The 17,324-nt window shown below is 43.3% G+C and carries 14 protein-coding genes; 6 read left to right on the forward strand and 8 right to left on the reverse strand.

The annotated features are described in order from the left end of the window. Window positions 1-75: 75 nt before the first annotated feature. From BST86_RS07880 to BST86_RS14890, 6 genes are all read left to right on the forward strand, one after another. Window positions 76-855 (forward strand): O-methyltransferase, encoded by a 780-nt coding sequence (locus BST86_RS07880; RefSeq protein WP_105982793.1) that lies wholly within the window; start codon window positions 76-78, stop codon window positions 853-855. 48 nt (window positions 856-903) lie between these two features. Further along, entirely contained in the window at window positions 904-1,593 is a 690-nt protein-coding gene (locus BST86_RS07885; RefSeq protein ID WP_105982794.1) for an ABC transporter ATP-binding protein, read from the forward strand. Window positions 1,594-2,072: 479 nt separating this feature from the next. After that, window positions 2,073-2,666 (forward strand): phage tail protein, encoded by a 594-nt coding sequence (locus BST86_RS07890; RefSeq protein WP_242446492.1) that lies wholly within the window; start codon window positions 2,073-2,075, stop codon window positions 2,664-2,666. Between the two features lie 20 nt (window positions 2,667-2,686). Beyond that, on the forward strand, window positions 2,687-9,610 hold the full coding sequence (locus BST86_RS07895; RefSeq protein WP_146126731.1) for a beta strand repeat-containing protein: 6,924 nt from the start codon (window positions 2,687-2,689) through the stop codon (window positions 9,608-9,610). Between the two features lie 33 nt (window positions 9,611-9,643). Continuing rightward, on the forward strand, window positions 9,644-10,510 hold the full coding sequence (locus tag BST86_RS07900) for a PorT family protein (protein WP_146126732.1): 867 nt from the start codon (window positions 9,644-9,646) through the stop codon (window positions 10,508-10,510). A 76-nt stretch (window positions 10,511-10,586) separates the two neighbouring features. Next, window positions 10,587-10,751 (forward strand): hypothetical protein, encoded by a 165-nt coding sequence (locus tag BST86_RS14890; protein WP_172443333.1) that lies wholly within the window; start codon window positions 10,587-10,589, stop codon window positions 10,749-10,751. Here BST86_RS14890 and rimO read toward each other — a convergent pair. The 8 genes from rimO to BST86_RS07940 form a co-directional block, all read right to left on the reverse strand. After that, entirely contained in the window at window positions 10,748-12,052 is a 1,305-nt protein-coding gene (gene rimO, locus BST86_RS07905) for a 30S ribosomal protein S12 methylthiotransferase RimO (RefSeq protein WP_105982797.1), read from the reverse strand. The two genes, BST86_RS14890 and rimO, sit on opposite strands and share 4 nt — an antisense overlap. Before the next feature lie 90 nt (window positions 12,053-12,142). Further along, a complete protein-coding gene (locus tag BST86_RS07910; protein ID WP_105982798.1) occupies window positions 12,143-12,472 on the reverse strand; it encodes a hypothetical protein in 330 nt (109 codons plus the stop codon). Between the two features lie 3 nt (window positions 12,473-12,475). Then, a complete protein-coding gene (locus BST86_RS07915) occupies window positions 12,476-14,143 on the reverse strand; it encodes an amidase family protein (protein WP_105982799.1) in 1,668 nt (555 codons plus the stop codon). A gap of 85 nt (window positions 14,144-14,228) precedes the next feature. Beyond that, entirely contained in the window at window positions 14,229-15,182 is a 954-nt protein-coding gene (ftsY, locus tag BST86_RS07920; protein WP_105982800.1) for a signal recognition particle-docking protein FtsY, read from the reverse strand. 220 nt (window positions 15,183-15,402) lie between these two features. After that, window positions 15,403-15,555 (reverse strand): DUF4295 domain-containing protein, encoded by a 153-nt coding sequence (locus tag BST86_RS07925; protein WP_082438633.1) that lies wholly within the window; start codon window positions 15,553-15,555, stop codon window positions 15,403-15,405. Window positions 15,556-15,562: 7 nt separating this feature from the next. Further along, a complete protein-coding gene (rpmG, locus tag BST86_RS07930; protein WP_055413333.1) occupies window positions 15,563-15,745 on the reverse strand; it encodes a 50S ribosomal protein L33 in 183 nt (60 codons plus the stop codon). A 20-nt stretch (window positions 15,746-15,765) separates the two neighbouring features. Continuing rightward, window positions 15,766-16,005: a 50S ribosomal protein L28 gene (gene rpmB / locus BST86_RS07935; RefSeq protein ID WP_105982801.1), complete on the reverse strand. Its 240-nt coding sequence runs from the start codon at window positions 16,003-16,005 to the stop codon at window positions 15,766-15,768. 59 nt (window positions 16,006-16,064) lie between these two features. Beyond that, on the reverse strand, window positions 16,065-17,321 hold the full coding sequence (locus BST86_RS07940) for a competence/damage-inducible protein A (RefSeq protein ID WP_105982802.1): 1,257 nt from the start codon (window positions 17,319-17,321) through the stop codon (window positions 16,065-16,067). Window positions 17,322-17,324 lie beyond the last annotated feature (3 nt).

Genomic DNA, 17,324 nt, shown 5'->3' on the forward strand with positions numbered 1-17,324 from the left:
AAACGAGTTCAGGGTGACAACAAGTGTAAATTATCAGGGTGAACAGATGATAAAACAATTCTCTAATTTTGAATCGTGCTGCACCAACTCAAACACTACCTCAAACATCACTGGAAATCCTTCCACCTGCACGGTATTCATTCACCATTTGTTTTTACATTGAATCGTGACTGCTTGCAAAAGAGATCAAATCTTGCGGTGAATGAGGAAATAGTTCGCTTTCGCGAAAGCGTAAAAAACCATCCTCAATTATTACATATAGAAGATCATGGTGCGGGCAGTAAACGTTTGCAAGAGAACACGCGAATAAGCAGCAAAATCTTAAAGCACAATTGCAGTAGTTTGAAGCGAGCCCAGCTATTGTCTCTTCTTACGCATTATTTGGACGTGCAACGCGCTCTGGAACTAGGCACTTCCCTAGGAATAGGCACTCACGCGCTTGCGATGGCGTGCCAGCAAGTCACCAGTATTGAGGCGAGTCCAGAGGTTCACGGTTATGCCTCTGCACGATTGAAGGCGGCTCGTGTAAAAAATGCGCATTTGATCACTGGAACTTTTCAAGATTTTTTTGACGGTAATTTGCATGAGCAGCCCAGTGGGATCTATGACTTGGTTTTTATAGATGGACATCATGATGGTGCTGCAACCCTGCGCTATTTTGAAGCACTGCAGCCTTTCTTAAACGAGCAGTCTGTAGTGGTGATTGATGATATCTATTGGTCAAAAGGCATGACCCGAGCATGGGAACAATTGATACATCATCCCAAAGTCACCGCAAGCATTGATACCTATCAATGGGGTATTCTGTTTTTTAGAAAAGAACAGAGGCAACAAGCTTTTCATATTCATGTGTAACGTCTCTAGAAATCCTGCGTCCTATGAGGCATAAGCAACCTAGTAGTTATGAGTGAAAATGTCATCGAGGTGCGCGATATCGTGCGTAATTTCAAGTTGGGTCAGGAAGAGGTAAAAGTGCTTAAAGGCATTGACCTTGATATCAAACGTGGTGATTATGTCGCTTTTATGGGACCATCAGGTTCTGGAAAATCCACTTTTATGAATCTGCTGGGCTGTCTAGACACACCTACTTCAGGCACCTATCGACTTAATGGAACTGATGTTTCCAGTTTAAGCGATGACCAGCTTGCCGATATAAGAAATACAGAAATAGGTTTCGTTTTCCAGACATTTAACCTTTTGCCGCGTACCACGGCTCTTGATAACGTAGCCTTGCCCATGATTTATGCCGGTATGTCAAAAAAGGATCGCATCGCTAGAGCTACCGAAGTTTTAACCAGCGTAGGTCTTGCAGACCGTATGGACCACCAGCCCAATCAGCTTTCTGGTGGACAACGCCAGCGCGTGGCCGTAGGTCGTGCCCTAGTCAACAACCCATCCATCATCCTAGCCGATGAGCCTACCGGGAACCTGGACTCCAAAACAGGCGTGGAAATCATGGCTCTCTTTGATAAAATCCATGCCGATGGTAATACGGTAATTCTCGTCACTCACGAAGAAGACATCGCAGAGCATGCCCATCGTGTGATACGTTTGAGAGATGGCTTGGTGGAAAGTGATGTAAGGAATCGATAAACGGAAAATCGATATAGTTCTATTTTCCAATTCTATCTTGAAGATTAACCTTGTTCTGAAATCTCTTGAACGCTATTTAGCACAACGTTTTATGTCACAAAAGTATATTGTGAACATGTTAAACAGACTTTATTCCTACACGACACATGTTAATTTTATTAACATAATTAACATTTCTTAATAAAAGTATCTTAAATTCGCTCCATCCCTACAAAACCATCTTGGGCTTAAACGCACCCGAGCATGACCAGTTCTAACAGGCCCTACTGTTAGTTTGTACACAATAATAACCGTCAACGAATACTAATTTAATAATGAGATGTAAATGAGCACCGATAGGTAAGCCCTATAACATTTAAATAAGAAAAGGCCTTTTTCCCACAGAAATGAGCATCATTTTCAACAATGGTAAAACTGTCCTTCTCTAAAAACTATGAATCTTACTTTTAATAAAATAATTAATTCTAAAACCTCCAATCATGAAAAAAACTCTACTCCTTCTCGCATTTCTAACATTTACTTCCATCACCTGTCAGGCACAAGACCCGATGATAGGCGAGATTAAAATGTTCGCCGGCAATTTTGCTCCACGCGGCTGGGCTTTCTGTAATGGGCAGCTCCTTGCTGTTAATCAAAACTCTGCATTGTTTTCCATTCTGGAAACCACCTATGGAGGCGATGGACGAACTACTTTTGCCTTACCAGACCTAAGAGGTCGTACGCCTGTAGGACCAGGAAATGGCCCAGGTTTGTCTTTCATTGAAGTAGGGCAAAAAGGAGGTACTGAGACTCACACCTTATCTCTTGCAGAAATGCCTTCTCATTCTCATATTGCTACTGGTAGTATTCCTGTCAACACCATTTCTGGTGATAACGATGAAGTTAGTCCAGCAAATGGAGTATTAAGTAATACGGGTGATGATCAATATGCATCATCTGCATCTGCAGACTCGATGCCAGCAAATGTCACTGTTGGCAATACTGGTGGTAACCTACCTTTCAATATACGTAACCCGTATCAAGGCGTACATTATATTATCGCCCTTCAAGGTATTTACCCAGCCCGCAACTAGATTATTTAGCCAACCATACTATGAAACAATTTTACTCAAGCAAACTCGTAATGTTTGCCGTGACTTTTTTTGTGTTCGCTTTCGCGAAAGCACAAACCCAAAACAACCTCATCGACGCACCTGGCGACATTGCCATCGTTGCTCTACATAGTGATGATGGTACTGCTGGAGAAGAAGACGGCTTTTCTTTTATATTATTAGATAACGCACCTGCTGGCGCCACCATAAGGTTCATTGATGAAGAATGGTTGGGGACCACCTTCCAATCACCCACGGCAGAAGGAGAATTGCTCTGGACAAATAATTCTGGCAGCCAGATTGCTGCAGGAACCGTGGTTAATATCACAGATACTGACGGCCCGGGAGAAGCAGCCTCCATAGGTATTGTTGATGAGGTCGAAGATAGCTTTAACATCAATGGTAATAGCGATCAGATTTATGCCGTGACAGGAACTAGAGCTGTACCAGGTACCTTTCTTACTTTCTATGGTACTTTAGAAGCTGGCGCAACACTCGCGGGAACTGGTTTAACTGATGGAATCAATGCACAAGTTGGCTCTGTTGGATTTCTTGAAGGACGATACACCGGCCCAACCACATGTAATGGAACAGCAGAAGCTTGTGCTACACAATTCAACACCACAAGTAACTGGACACCTGGCGAGTATACCCATCCAAACGATGTTCCTTCTGCTCCAAGCACTTATACCGGTAGCGTCTTTGCAGGAAACACAGCGCCCGATCTAGGAGGAACACCAGCAGATGTTACGGTAACGGAAGATGTTGCAACAGCCATAGATCTTTCTGCCTACAACATCACCGATGCAGATGGTGACCTTGTTACCGTAACCCTAGGCGTTGACCGCGGGACGATTGCCAGCGTCAATGGTAATGGAACGACCAGTGGCGTGATCATTACAAATTCTGGTACCGCATCCATGACTTTACAAGGTAGTGTTGCAAATATTAACACATATCTTAATGATACTTCAAAGATTACCTATACCACCGCGCTTAATGATACCACCACAGCGACCTTGACGGTAACACCTAATGATGGAACCATCAATGGTACAGCAGACACCGTGCTTATAAACGTGACTGCGGTCAATGATGATCCAGTGGTGACTATTCCCAATCCTAATCCAGGTGTATCATTTTTGGAAGGAGGAACCGCTGTAACCATTAACAATTCATTTACTATTGACGAACCAGATGGTGAAAATATCAATCTGGTGTCACTAAGCATCACTTCCTTTTTTCCTAATAATGGAGAATCTATTGCCGTAACCGCTCCTGGGCCCTACACGGCAAATTTCAATTCAACTACAGGAGTGCTTACTTTAACAGGAACTGGCACCGCAGCACAGGCACAGGCAGCTATTAGGACAGCTACATTTGTGAATACTGGTGACGACCCAAGCGTTGGTAACACCAGAAACAATAGAAGTTTTGTTTTTACAGTGACAGATGCAAGTGGTAACTCGGTCTCGAGCAGCAATTTTGCATTTTTATCTATTGCCGCCATAAACGATGACCCGACCTTAAGCAGTTTACCTTCTGATCTGACGGTGACTGAAAACACAGCATCCAACATTGATCTAAGTACAGCTGTTCTAGCAGATGTTGATGCCGGAACACAATCTGTTAGTTTGACGATTGCAACGAGTTCTGGAACATTAGCAGCTAGCACCTCTGGAGGTGTTACCGTAAGTAATTCTGGAACCGCTAGCATTACTTTATCAGGTGCAATTGCTAACATCAATACTTATTTAGACACGGCGAGTAACATTCAAGTAACTACTGCTTCTGGATTAACAGGTAATGATGCCGCGGTACTTACAATAACCGGAAGCGACAATGGTAATTCTGGATCTGGAGGCGGCGGGACGATAAACTTTGGTTCGGTTAATCTTGACATTGATGTGCAATTGGATGATGCCTCTTTTAGTTATAGTGCTGCCTCCTTTTGTGTAAATGAGGTAGATCCATTACCAACGATAACTGGTGAAGCTGGTGGAACATTCAGCTCAACAGCCGGACTCTCTATTAATTTTACAACGGGTGCGGTAGACGTTTCGGCTTCTACACCTGGAACTTATACGGTGACTTATACCACTATGAATCCTGGTCAAAACACAGCCAGCCAGACGATTACCGTGAACGCGTTAGATGATGCGAGTTTCAATTACGCCGCTGCGGCATACTGTACCAATGATTCAGATCCAACGCCTACTATCACCGGCCTTGCTGGTGGAACCTTTAGCTCAACGGCTGGACTTTCCATTAATGCTACGACAGGTGCGGTAGATGTTTCGGCTTCTACGCCTGGAATTTACACAGTGACATATACTACGGCTGGAGCTTGTCCAAATAGCTCTTCAATCTCTTTTACAATTAACACTTTAGATGATGCGTCATTCAGTTATGGTGATCTAGAATTTTGTGCGACTGGTGCAGATGCTATACCTACCATTACTGGCCTTGGTGGTGGAACCTTTAGCTCAACGGCTGGAATTTCCATTAATGCTACGACAGGTGCGGTAGATGTTTCGGCTTCTACGCCTGGAATTTACACAGTGACATATACTACGGCTGGAGCTTGTCCTAATTCGTCTAATGTCTCACTTGAAATTACTTCTACTCCAGAACCGATATTTGGTAATGGGGACTCTAACTCCATTAATGTCAGCATCACAGGTGGATGTAGCGTTCTTAACGGTATTTATATTCTAAATGGAACTATCAATGGAAAAAACAATTATGAATACCAAGCTGATCCATTTTATGAAATAGGTTATGATGGTTCTAAATGGGTGTTATATGCCAATAATGATTTTACCAATAACGGGTATGAAAACACCACTGTTTCAGCCGGCTTAAACCCACCATCCAGCGGGTGGGTACGAACTGCATGTACGGATGGCACGATGACTATCGATTCTAGTGATACTAATAGTTTTTGCGCTGGTGATACGGTAAACGACTTAATTTCTATAGGAACGGGAACAGATATTAAAATTTATAGCTCTAATACATCTACCACACCTTTGAGCTCCACCGATTTATTGACTGATGGCGATTATTACGCTACAGATACAGTGGACGGCTGTGAAAGTGAAAGGGTCCTCGTTCCAGTGACTATTACACCTGCAACAACTTTTACAGCACCTGCAGATGTTTGCATTGATGCCGGCTTACAAACTGGACTTTCTGGTGGTACTGCGACAGGCGGTGTATATTCTGGTCCTGGAGTGACTGATGACGGTAATGGGTCGACTTATACCTTTGATCCGGTCACTGCTGGAGTTGGAATTCATACAATTGTTTATACCACAAATACCAATGGTTGTGCTGATAGCGCGAGTGATACTATAGAAGTGTTAGCGCTAGACGATGCCATTTTCGCGTACAGCGATACCACCTACTGTACTGATGCGACTGATCCTGTGCCAACCATTACCGGTCTTGCTGGTGGAACCTTTAGTTCGACGGCTGGACTTTCCCTTAATTCAACCACAGGTGTGGTAGATCTTTCGGCTTCAACGCCTGGAAACTACACGGTGACCTATACGACTGCTGGGACTTGTCCTAACAGCTCTACTGCTACTATTATTGTAAATGGTTTGGATGATGCCAGTTTCGCTTTCGCGAAAGCACAATATTGCCCTAATGAAGTAGATCCTACACCTACGATTACTGGGCTTACAGGTGGCACATTTAGTTCCAGTGCTGGGCTTAGCATAAACACTTCTACCGGAGTAATTGATCTAAGCGCTTCAACTCAAGGCACTTATACGATCTCCTACACCACTAACGGTGATTGCCCAAATCTAAGCACAACAGTTGTAACCATTGAAGACAACACAGCACCTGTACCTGATACAGCCGTGCTTGCTGATGTTACAGCAGAGTGTTCTATAACAGCTCTTACCGCACCAACCGCGACTGATAATTGTGGCGGCACAGTAACGGTAACCAGTGATGCAGTATTGCCGATCACGGCTCAAGGAACAACCGTTGTGACTTGGACCTTTGATGATGGTAATGGGAATATCACTACTCAAACCCAGAATGTTATTATTGATGATACAACACCACCAACGCCAGATCTTGCCACATTACCAAATGTGACTGCGCAATGTGTAGTAACTTCACTTACACCACCTACAGCAACTGATAATTGCGTTAGTGTGATTACCGTTACAAACAATGCTACGTTACCAATCACAACTCAAGGAACAACAGTAATTACTTGGGCTTACGATGATGGAAATGGGAATATTGCATTCCAAAATCAAAACATCATTATTGATGATACAACACCACCAACGCCAGATCTTGCCACATTACCAAATGTGACTGCGCAATGTGTAGTAACTTCTCTTACACCACCTACAGCGTCTGATAATTGTGGTGGTATGATTACCGTTACAAACAACGCTACGTTACCAATCACAACTCAAGGAACAACAGTTATTACTTGGGCTTACGATGATGGAAATGGGAATATTACATTCCAAAATCAAAACATCATTATTGATGATACAACACCGCCAACGCCAGATCTAACGGTACTTGCCGATGTTACGGCACAGTGTAGTGTGACTTCTCTTGTAGCGCCAACTGCCACCGATAACTGTGGAGGCACGGTAACAGTGACCAGCGATGCGGTATTACCGATCACCACTCAAGGAACCACCGTAGTAACTTGGACGTTTGACGACGGTAACGGAAACACCTCTACACAAACCCAGAATGTGATCATCGATGATACAACGGCTCCAGTAGCGGATCTTGCGGTACTTGCCGATGTTACGGCACAGTGTAGTGTGACTTCTCTTGTCGCGCCGACTGCCACTGATAACTGTGGTAACACAGTAACGGTAACAAGCGATGCGGTATTGCCGATCACGACTCAAGGAACCACCGTAGTAACTTGGACGTTTGACGACGGTAACGGAAACACCTCTACACAAACCCAGAATGTGATCATCGATGATACAACGGCTCCGGTAGCGGATCTTGCTGTACTTGCCGATGTTACGGCACAGTGTAGTGTGACTTCTCTTGTCACGCCGACTGCCACTGACAACTGTGGAGGCACGGTAACAGTGACCAGCGATGCCGTATTGCCAATCACGACTCAAGGAACAACCGTAGTAACTTGGACGTTTGACGACGGTAACGGAAACACCTCTACACAAACCCAGAATGTGATCATCGATGATACAACAGCTCCGGTAGCGGATCTTGCTGTCCTTGCTGATGTTACGGCACAGTGTAGTGTGACTTCTCTTGTCGCGCCGACTGCCACCGATAACTGTGGAGGCACGGTAACAGTGACCAGCGATGCCGTATTGCCAATCACGACTCAAGGAACAACCGTAGTAACTTGGACGTTTGACGACGGTAACGGAAACACCTCTACACAAACCCAGAATGTGATCATCGATGATACAACAGCTCCGGTAGCGGATCTTGCTGTCCTTGCTGATGTTACGGCACAGTGTAGTGTAACTTCTCTTGTCGCGCCGACTGCCACCGATAACTGTGGAGGCACGGTAACAGTGACCAGCGATGCCGTATTGCCAATCTCGACTCAAGGAACAACCATTGTGACTTGGACTTTTGATGATGGGAATGGAAATACAACCACTCAAACCCAAAACGTTGTTATCGCTGGTAGTGATATCGAAAATGCGACGCTGGCCGATGCAACATTTGTTTACGACGGAAGCGTGAGATCATTAGCCGTAGAAAACATCCCAGCAGATGCGACTGTGACTTATACAAACAATGATCAAACTGAAGCAGGAACCTACGTAGTAACGGCAGTAATTAGCAGCTCAAGCACAGATTGTCCACAAGTGACTATTGATGGTATACTTACCATTGAACAAGCTGAACAGACTGTTACTTTTGATGCACTTACACGTAGACGTTTATCTACAGATCCTGATTTCCAATTGACAGCAACTGCTTCTTCAGGACTACCAGTTGTCTATGAAACAACTGCCTTGACACAACCGCCTGCGGCAGATGTAAGTGCTACTGGATTTGTAACGCTTCAATCAGAGGGATTCCTATTGATTACTGCGACGCAACCTGGTAATAATAATTACCTCGCCGCGACACCAGTTTCCCAAGAGCTAGAAGTTTTCTTGAATACTGATACTACTATAGAATCTATATCTATCAATGGTGAGGTATTTACGAATCCCGATACGAACATTTTCTATCTGATTGATTGCGACGACAGCATTGAAAGCGTTGATGTAGAAATTGTGAGTGAAACCGGTGCCACAGCATCGACTGGTGAATCTTTTATCGTAGAAACAGCTACTCCTGGTCTGTATCGCCGAACCATTGTTATCACTGCTGAAAACGGACGTGATACAAGAACTTTTAATCTATTGATTGAAAAGAGATTTGTTTTTGACGCCATTGTTGAGCAGAAGTACGGCAACGTTCTAGTGGTGAATAACAATCCAGCGAATAATGGCGGGTATTCTTTTGTAGCTTACGAATGGTTCAAAAACGGCCGACTGGTAAGCACCGATCAATTCTTCTCTGAAGGCGATAATGCTAGCGATCGATTAGATCCTAGCGCGAGGTACATGGTTAGAATGACATTAGCAAATGGTGATGTTCTTCAAACTTGTGAATCCACGATCAACCTTGGGAATACATTCTCTTTTGTTATACTTCAAAACCCAGTATTACAAGGAAAAACATTGAACGTAAGGGCAGATTATCCTCAAGGACAACTTGAGAACGCGGTCTACTTCATTTATGATCAGAATGGTAGATTGGTGAAAGAAACAGCTGCAGTAGCAATAGATACTTCTATAGAACTACCAGATAACCTTCCTGTAGGCGTGTATCGCTTAGTCTTACAAATCAATGGATCAAGTAAGAGCCTGAACTTTATCAAAAACTAAAATTAGTAGAATCGTATTATGAAAAATTTTAAAATGAAAAGTTCAGTACTTGTAGGTTCACTTTTCTTATTGACCGGAATCATCAGCAAGGCTCAAGAAATCAATTTTTCTTTAGGAACGCAGTTTCATTTCTCCACCTTTGATATAGAAGGTGCGTTGAGTGATACAGATATAGAACCTGGAGCAGGCCTTGAGTTGGGAATTCAATTTAAATTATCGGAACACTGGAGTTTAAACTCTGGTGTAGGATATGCGTTTCATCAGGCCCGCAATTCGAGCAATCTACTGAAAGGTTCCCAAACCACTGTCGATTCTGAAGGTGAAGACTTCACGTTTAATTACCAGATAAGCGGTTATTCAGAGACTCAAAAATTTAATAATGTTTCCATACCGTTGAACGTACAATATGAAGGTTCTGGAGTTACTAGATTATACGTTAAAGCCGGAGCATCCTACAACCTTTTGAGTAATGCCAGGCAGGAGTCTAGAGCTTCCAGCCTAACTACCAGCGGCTATTTCCCTAGATTCAATGGAACGTTGACGGCACCAGCTTTTGCTGGTTTTGGAACCTACAACGATATTCAATTTTCAGAACAGGATTTTGAACTGAGTAATAGCGTTAACGCGACTTTTGAAATAGGTATCAAACAGCTTCTGGCCCATAATTCTGCGATGTACTTTGGTGCGTTTCTGGATTACGGTCTCAATGATGTTGTAGATTCACCAGTGATAGATGGGACATTGAGTTTTAATCCAACGAGCCCAACTGATTTTGTATCCAATGGCAGCTTTAATGCCAGTAATGGTAACTCAAGACAGGTTGAGGAAGCTAAACTTATTTTTGGCGGCATCAAGATTAGGTATCAGTTTGGTACTAAAGCGCCGAGCAGTAAGCAATAATTGCGAACATTCAAAAAGCAAAAAGGGTCTCTTCTCGAAGCGACCCTTTTTTATTTAAAAGAATTATTTTTACTACATGAATACAGATTGGATCTATATAGGAGCGGTGATTGTTGCCTTTTTTGTTTTTCTGGGCTGGAACAAGTCCCGTCAGAAATCGGTTAAGGATCGCAAACGGCGCAATTTTAGAGAAAGCTTTAGAGAGAAACGTGCAGAGCGCGAAAAGAATTCAGACCACTAGGCTACCGGCACGGCATACAGGTCAAAATCCTCGGCATCTGTGATTTCTACCATTACAAACTCGCCAACACTACAATAATGCTCGCTCGCATCAATGAGTACCTCATTATCCACATCTGGACTATCAAATTCTGTGCGACCCACAAAGTGATTCCCACGTTTACGGTCGATCATAACACGGTACTGTTTCCCGATCTTTTCTTGATTCAGTTCCCAAGAGATCTGGGATTGAATCTCCATGATTTCATTGGCACGTTCCTGCTTCATCTCGGCTGGCACATCGTCTTCCAGATTATAGGCATGCGTATTTTCCTCATGTGAATAGGTAAAACAGCCCATACGCTCAAAGCGCTGGTCCTTTACCCATTGTTTCAAGATTTCAAAATCTTCTTCAGTCTCGCCAGGATACCCAACGATTAATGTGGTTCTAATGGCCATTTGTGGCACGCTTTCGCGAAAGCGATCCAACAATGCATTCGTTTTTTCAAAAGTAGTACCGCGGCGCATGGACTTGAGCACAGGCGTGGAAATGTGCTGCAACGGTATGTCCAGATAATTACACACCTTAGGCTCCTCATTCATCACATCCAGCACATCTACTGGGAAACCGGTTGGAAAAGCATAATGCATGCGTATCCACTCGATGCCATCGACTTTGGCAAGCTCTTTCAATAAGTCGGCGAGACGGCGTTTTTTATAGAGATCGAGACCATAATAGGTCAAATCCTGGGCGATAAGTATGAGTTCCTTAACACCTTTTGCGGCCAGTTTTTCTGCTTCAATGACCAGGTTTTCAATAGGCGTGCTTTTGTGTCCACCGCGCATCAATGGAATGGCACAAAAGGAACATGGGCGGTCGCAACCTTCGGCAATTTTGAAGTATGCGTAGTTTTTAGGTGTGGTCGTAACACGCTCACCTATGAGTTCGTGCTTATAATCTGCACCTAGAGCTTTGAGCAGTGACGGCAGTTCCGTCGTACCAAAATACTGATCTACATCTGGGATTTCCTTTTGAAGATCTGGTTTGTAACGCTCTGACAAACAACCCGAAACAAACACCTGATCTACCTCGCCACGGCTCTTGCGATCCACAAAGTCAAGAATGGTGTTAACGCTTTCTTCCTTAGCATTGTCAATAAAACCGCAGGTATTGATCACGACAATGTTACCTTCTTCCTCGTGCACCACATCCTTGCCACTGGCCTTGAGCTGGCCCATAAGCACTTCACTGTCATAGACGTTCTTAGAACATCCTAGTGTAATGACGTTGATACGATTCTTCTTTCTTGATTTTGTTCTCATAGCGGCTGCAAATTTACGACAAGCAGTTGGTTTGCAGTGTAGGTGGTTGTTAATATCGCTTTCGCGAAAGCGCAATTATCCATAAGCTTTTTAGGACCAGCTCCACACCCACAAGGCAATATCCTCATAGTAAATCCTCGCAAGCAACATCACCGCTGCGCTGATCGAGGGAACGAGCCAGTTGTATTTTTTGAGTAATATCAACGCAAGGTTAACCAAACCCAGCACCAGATGTACCGCCGCCAAAAAATACAAAGGCATGTAGGCATTTTGAGGCGCGTCGGGATTCTCACTCACCGGCTGGCTTATGGTCTGTGCAACCACCGTTAGAATATAGAATCCGGCATAAATAGCGACAATCTTTGTAAAGGTGCGTAGACTCTTTGCTGAAAATAAAGGTGGCTTGTTATCTTGGGACATGGATTACTTTGAGTAGTCAGTCGGCATTTGACGCTTCTTACTTACGCGTTCATAGGCTGCTGCCCAGCCAAACAACTCGCGATCCTTACCGGTAGGCGCGATGAAGGTAAGGCCAAATGGCTTGCCATCCTTGTCATAGCCCATGGGAACGGTCATCGCAGGAAAGAAACCGACGGCAGCAACTCCAGCCGTGTAATTGTTTATGGAAAGGATACCGTCCAGTCTATATCTAGAATAATAGTAGTTGAGATATTCTTGAGCAGAGGCTGTCATGTTCTCCTTAAAACTCGCAAACTCCTCATCAGTCATTTCAGGTTCATCAAGGATTCCTTGAAACAATCGCTGGCCATAAGGCATAGCATTAACGGAATCTTTACGGTTTTCCTGCATTACTCGAGCCACATCCCAATCCTTGTACCTTGGGTTTCCAGCAGTCTGAAAATAGGTAGGCAAGTCTTGTTTCATATCTGCATTGAGCAGTTTTAAAAATCCGTTGAGTTCTAGATCACGATCTTCCAATTCGATGATGGTAGCTCTTTGGTTTTTGATGGTGGCGATGGCATCTGCATATAGTGGATTCTCTAAAAATCTCTTGAAAATCCCAAAACGCTTTCCTTCTAGAGAATAGTCCTTCAATTTAGGGATCAGATTGCTTTCAATCACGTCAGCTTCATCACCGCGCATTGCATTGATCAAGATGGCGGCATCGACGACGTTTTTAGCCATTGGGCCAGCCGTGTCCAGGTAGCTGGAGATGGGCACCACTCCTTCGCCAGAAATTGTTCCTACTGTGGGTTTTAAGCCCACGATAGAGTTTTGGGACGATGGTGATAGAATGGATCCACTGGTTTCTGAACCAACCGCTGCCACAGCAAAATTTGCTGCTACTGCTACTCCGCTACCACTACTGGAACCACCGGTATCAAAATACGTTCTTTTGTATGGATTAAGTGTTTGTCCACCTACGGCACTATAACCGCTAGGGCAATCTCCACAGAAAAAATAAGCCCATTCACTTAAATTGGTTTTACCTAGAATAATTGCACCGGCATCCTTCAAATTTTGAACCAATCGTGCATCTGCGGTTTGATTGTCTATCAATACTGCAGCTCCAGCTGTTGTTGGCACCTCGCTGGTATTGATATTGTCTTTAAGTAAAATAGGCATCCCGGTGATGACATAAGGATCTAGCGTCTCACTATATTCCTTCATGGTGGCAAGAGTGGCATCGGCTTGTCGGGCTTGCTCTATCGCGTCAGGATTAAGTGATATGACCGAGTTTAAGGACAATTCATTATTACGGTCATAGTTGTAAATTCTGTTGAGGAAGTATAAGGTCAAGTCCTCATATGTGAACTTACCATCATAGATCGCCTGCTGTATTTGCGGAATGCTCTTTTCTTGAACTAACTCATTCAACAACTCGGCCATGCGAGTCCCGTTAGGTGAATTGATACTGAACTGCAATACTTCATCTTCAAGACCTGCAAACACATCATCTTTAGTGATGTATTTTGAATCCAACACTTTTAGTTCGAGAGGGCTTAGCGTGTCTAGTTCATTTGCTTGTGCCTTTTCGTTAGATTTTTCTCTAGAAGAAGGCTTTGTATCTGACGTTTTGCAGGACAACATCGTGGCCATCAAAGCCAGTAGCAGAAGTAACTTTTTCATGTATTGATTCTTTTTCTAAAAATAAAACACTCGCTAGAACTTTCACGGTCTAGCGAGTGTTTTTATATGATTTGTACGGATTGATTTAATTGAAGAAACTATCTACAAATTCAACTTTATTAAATACTTGAAGGTCTTCCATGCCTTCACCTACTCCTATGTATCGAACTGGGATTTGAAATTGGTCTGAGATTCCTATGACCACGCCTCCTTTTGCCGTACCGTCCAATTTTGTAATGGCTAGCGAAGTAACCTCAGTCGCGGCCGTGAATTGTTTTGCCTGCTCAAATGCATTTTGACCTGTGGAACCATCCAGAACCAGCATGACGTCGTGTGGCGCGTCTGGAATTACTTTATCCATAACGCGTTTGACTTTAGTGAGCTCGTTCATCAAATTCACTTTGTTGTGCAAACGTCCAGCAGTATCTAGCAGCACTACATCTGCCTTATTAGCTACTGCACTTTGCAAAGTATCATAGGCTACACTTGCAGGATCACTTCCCATCTTTTGCTTTACAATATCCACTCCTACTCGATCTGCCCAGATTTGTAATTGATCCACCGCTGCAGCTCTAAAAGTATCTCCAGCACCTAACACTACTTTTTTACCTGCCTTTTTGAACTGATAGGCCAACTTACCAATGGTTGTCGTTTTACCTACTCCATTGACACCTACAATCATGACCACATATGGTGTATCTTGTTTAGGAACGGTAAATTCTGTAGCATTACCACTATTGACCTCGCTCATCAATCCTGCGATTTCTTCCCGCATGATCTTATTAAGCTCTTCTGTACCTAAATACTTATCTCTAGCTACGCGCTCTTCAATTCTATTAATGATTTTTATAGTGGTTGCCACTCCTATATCACTGGAAACCAAAACATCTTCCAAATCATCCAACAGATCGTCATCGACCTTTGATTTACCAGCAACGGCCTTACCTAGCTTATCGAGAAAATTGGTTTTGGTCTTTTCCAACCCTTTATCAAGGGTTTCCTTTTTCTCCTTATTGAATATATTCTTGAAAAAACTCATAGCTTATAGTTGGTCGTGCAAAGTTAAGATATCGATGGTTATGAGGTGCTGCTAATTTTTATTGAATTGAGACGTATCGTATGTGGCGAAATACCATTTATGGCAAGGGAACAGCTTTCGAACTCTTGAAACCTATGCACCTTGATCTTTTCTTCATGTATTTAACAAAAAAGACCGCGTTGCCATGGCAACGCGGTCTCAATCATTTTAACTAACCAACTTATTTCTTATCCAAGAAATCGTTTACTAATTCTGGTGCCATGATAGCACTCACAAATGTGTAGGCACCTGTTTTAGGTGACTTAACCATCTTAATGGCTTTTGTTAATCTCTTTGACCCAGTTTGTAGGGTTGCTACTGATTTCTTTGCCATGTCTTAATTATTTAATTTCTTTATGAACAGTCATCTTCTTCAAGATCGGGTTGAATTTCTTGATTTCAAGACGATCTGGAGTATTCTTCTTATTCTTGGTAGTGATGTAACGAGAAGTTCCTGGCTCGCCAGTTGCTTTATGCTCGGTACATTCAAGGATTACCTGTATTCTATTGCCTTTCTTTGCCATCTTAATGCTATTCTATGAAATTACTTGGAAAGAATCCCGTTAGCACGAGCTTCTTTTACCATTGCAGTAATTCCTTTTTTGTTGATGTTCTTTATTGCCTTAGCAGATACACGTAACGTGATCCACTTATCTTCAGTTGGAAGGTAGAAGCGCTTTTTGAACAAGTTCACGTTAAATTTACGTCTTGTCTTATTCATAGCGTGGGAAACATTGTTTCCAGACATCGCTTTCTTACCAGTAAGTTCACAAACTCGTGACATGATTATCTGTGTTTAAAATCGGACTGCAAAATAACAAATATAAATTGGAACACACAAACCTAATTTGCCTGTATTTTCAATATTTCTTTTTGCAATAATTCAAACGACTTGTTGACGGTCTTCTGGATGACTCTTTCTCTATGATTTCCCATATTAAAACGAACGGCAAAACTTGCACTACTTGTAGCTATGCCTATATATACAGTTCCCACATCTGCGTCGCTGTCACCTTTGCTAGGCCCAGCATTGCCAGTCGTTGACACCGCAATGTCAGAATGAAATTTTACTCTCGCTCCTCTTGCCATTGCCATGGCTACTTGCTCGCTCACTACACTATGCTCCTCGATGATGGATGGATCCACATCCAGCAAATCAATTTTTGATCTCGTGGCATAAGTGACTGATGCACCCATAAAAAATTGTGAGGCACCTGCATTTTCCGTCAGTTGTTGTGCGATTTGTCCACCGGTACAGCTTTCTGCCACGGCAAGTGTCAATCCAGCATTTTTGAGCAAGGCCGAAACTTGTTGCGCCATAGATTCATCATTGCTCTCACCTATAATAATGTCCTCAATGATTTCGTACAGAGACAAAACACTCTGGTCAACCGCACTGGTCACTTGATCTCGATCCATGCCCGTACTGGACAAACGCAATCTTACCGATCCCAAGCTAGGTAAATATGCCAGTTTTATGGTTGACGGCAGTTCATCTTCCCATTTTTCAATACGAGTTGCAATCGTGCTCTCGCCTTGACCAGCCGTTAGAATGGTACGATGATATATAAAAGGCAAACCTTCTATTTTTCGCAATAAGGGCAACACCTCATTACTCATCAATGATTTCATTTCAAAGGGTACGCCAGGCATGGATACAAAAACGGTATCATTACGCTCCAGCCACATTCCAGGAGCTGTGCCGTAGGCATTGTTGAGAATCTTGGCTTTGGATGGCACCATCGCCTGTAACTCATTAGCGGGCACGATGGCATCTTTGACGTACTTGGCAAACATCTCGCGTATGTGCTTCAAAACGTTTTCGTTGAGTACCAATTCATCTTCAAAATACTCACAAATGGTGGACTTTGTAATGTCATCCTTGGTAGGTCCCAAACCGCCGGTGACTAGCACAATGTCTGATTGCTGTTCCGCTTTCGCGAAAGCGGACAAAATATGATCCCTATCGTCACCAATAGAAATAATCTCATACACCGAAACCCCAATCTTATTGAGCTCCTTGCCCATCCATGCGGAATTGGAATCCACGATCTGGCCTATGAGAATCTCATCGCCTATGGTGATTATGGTTGCTTTCATGTT

It is taken from the genome of Nonlabens agnitus (assembly GCF_002994045.1).
GTDB classification, from domain to species: Bacteria; Bacteroidota; Bacteroidia; order Flavobacteriales; family Flavobacteriaceae; genus Nonlabens; species Nonlabens agnitus.

Coding starts and splice junctions, on each gene's coding strand:
- BST86_RS07885 (WP_105982794.1), top strand. CDS start 904: ATGAGTGAAAATGTCATCGAGGTGCGCGATATCGTGCGTAATTTCAAG.
- BST86_RS07890 (WP_242446492.1), top strand. CDS start 2,073: ATGAAAAAAACTCTACTCCTTCTCGCATTTCTAACATTTACTTCCATC.
- BST86_RS07895 (WP_146126731.1), top strand. CDS start 2,687: ATGAAACAATTTTACTCAAGCAAACTCGTAATGTTTGCCGTGACTTTT.
- BST86_RS07900 (WP_146126732.1), top strand. CDS start 9,644: ATGAAAAGTTCAGTACTTGTAGGTTCACTTTTCTTATTGACCGGAATC.
- BST86_RS14890 (WP_172443333.1), top strand. CDS start 10,587: ATGAATACAGATTGGATCTATATAGGAGCGGTGATTGTTGCCTTTTTT.
- rimO (WP_105982797.1), bottom strand. CDS start 12,052: ATGAGAACAAAATCAAGAAAGAAGAATCGTATCAACGTCATTACACTA.
- BST86_RS07910 (WP_105982798.1), bottom strand. CDS start 12,472: ATGTCCCAAGATAACAAGCCACCTTTATTTTCAGCAAAGAGTCTACGC.
- BST86_RS07915 (WP_105982799.1), bottom strand. CDS start 14,143: ATGAAAAAGTTACTTCTGCTACTGGCTTTGATGGCCACGATGTTGTCC.
- ftsY (WP_105982800.1), bottom strand. CDS start 15,182: ATGAGTTTTTTCAAGAATATATTCAATAAGGAGAAAAAGGAAACCCTT.
- BST86_RS07925 (WP_082438633.1), bottom strand. CDS start 15,555: ATGGCAAAGAAATCAGTAGCAACCCTACAAACTGGGTCAAAGAGATTA.
- rpmG (WP_055413333.1), bottom strand. CDS start 15,745: ATGGCAAAGAAAGGCAATAGAATACAGGTAATCCTTGAATGTACCGAG.
- rpmB (WP_105982801.1), bottom strand. CDS start 16,005: ATGTCACGAGTTTGTGAACTTACTGGTAAGAAAGCGATGTCTGGAAAC.
- BST86_RS07940 (WP_105982802.1), bottom strand. CDS start 17,321: ATGAAAGCAACCATAATCACCATAGGCGATGAGATTCTCATAGGCCAG.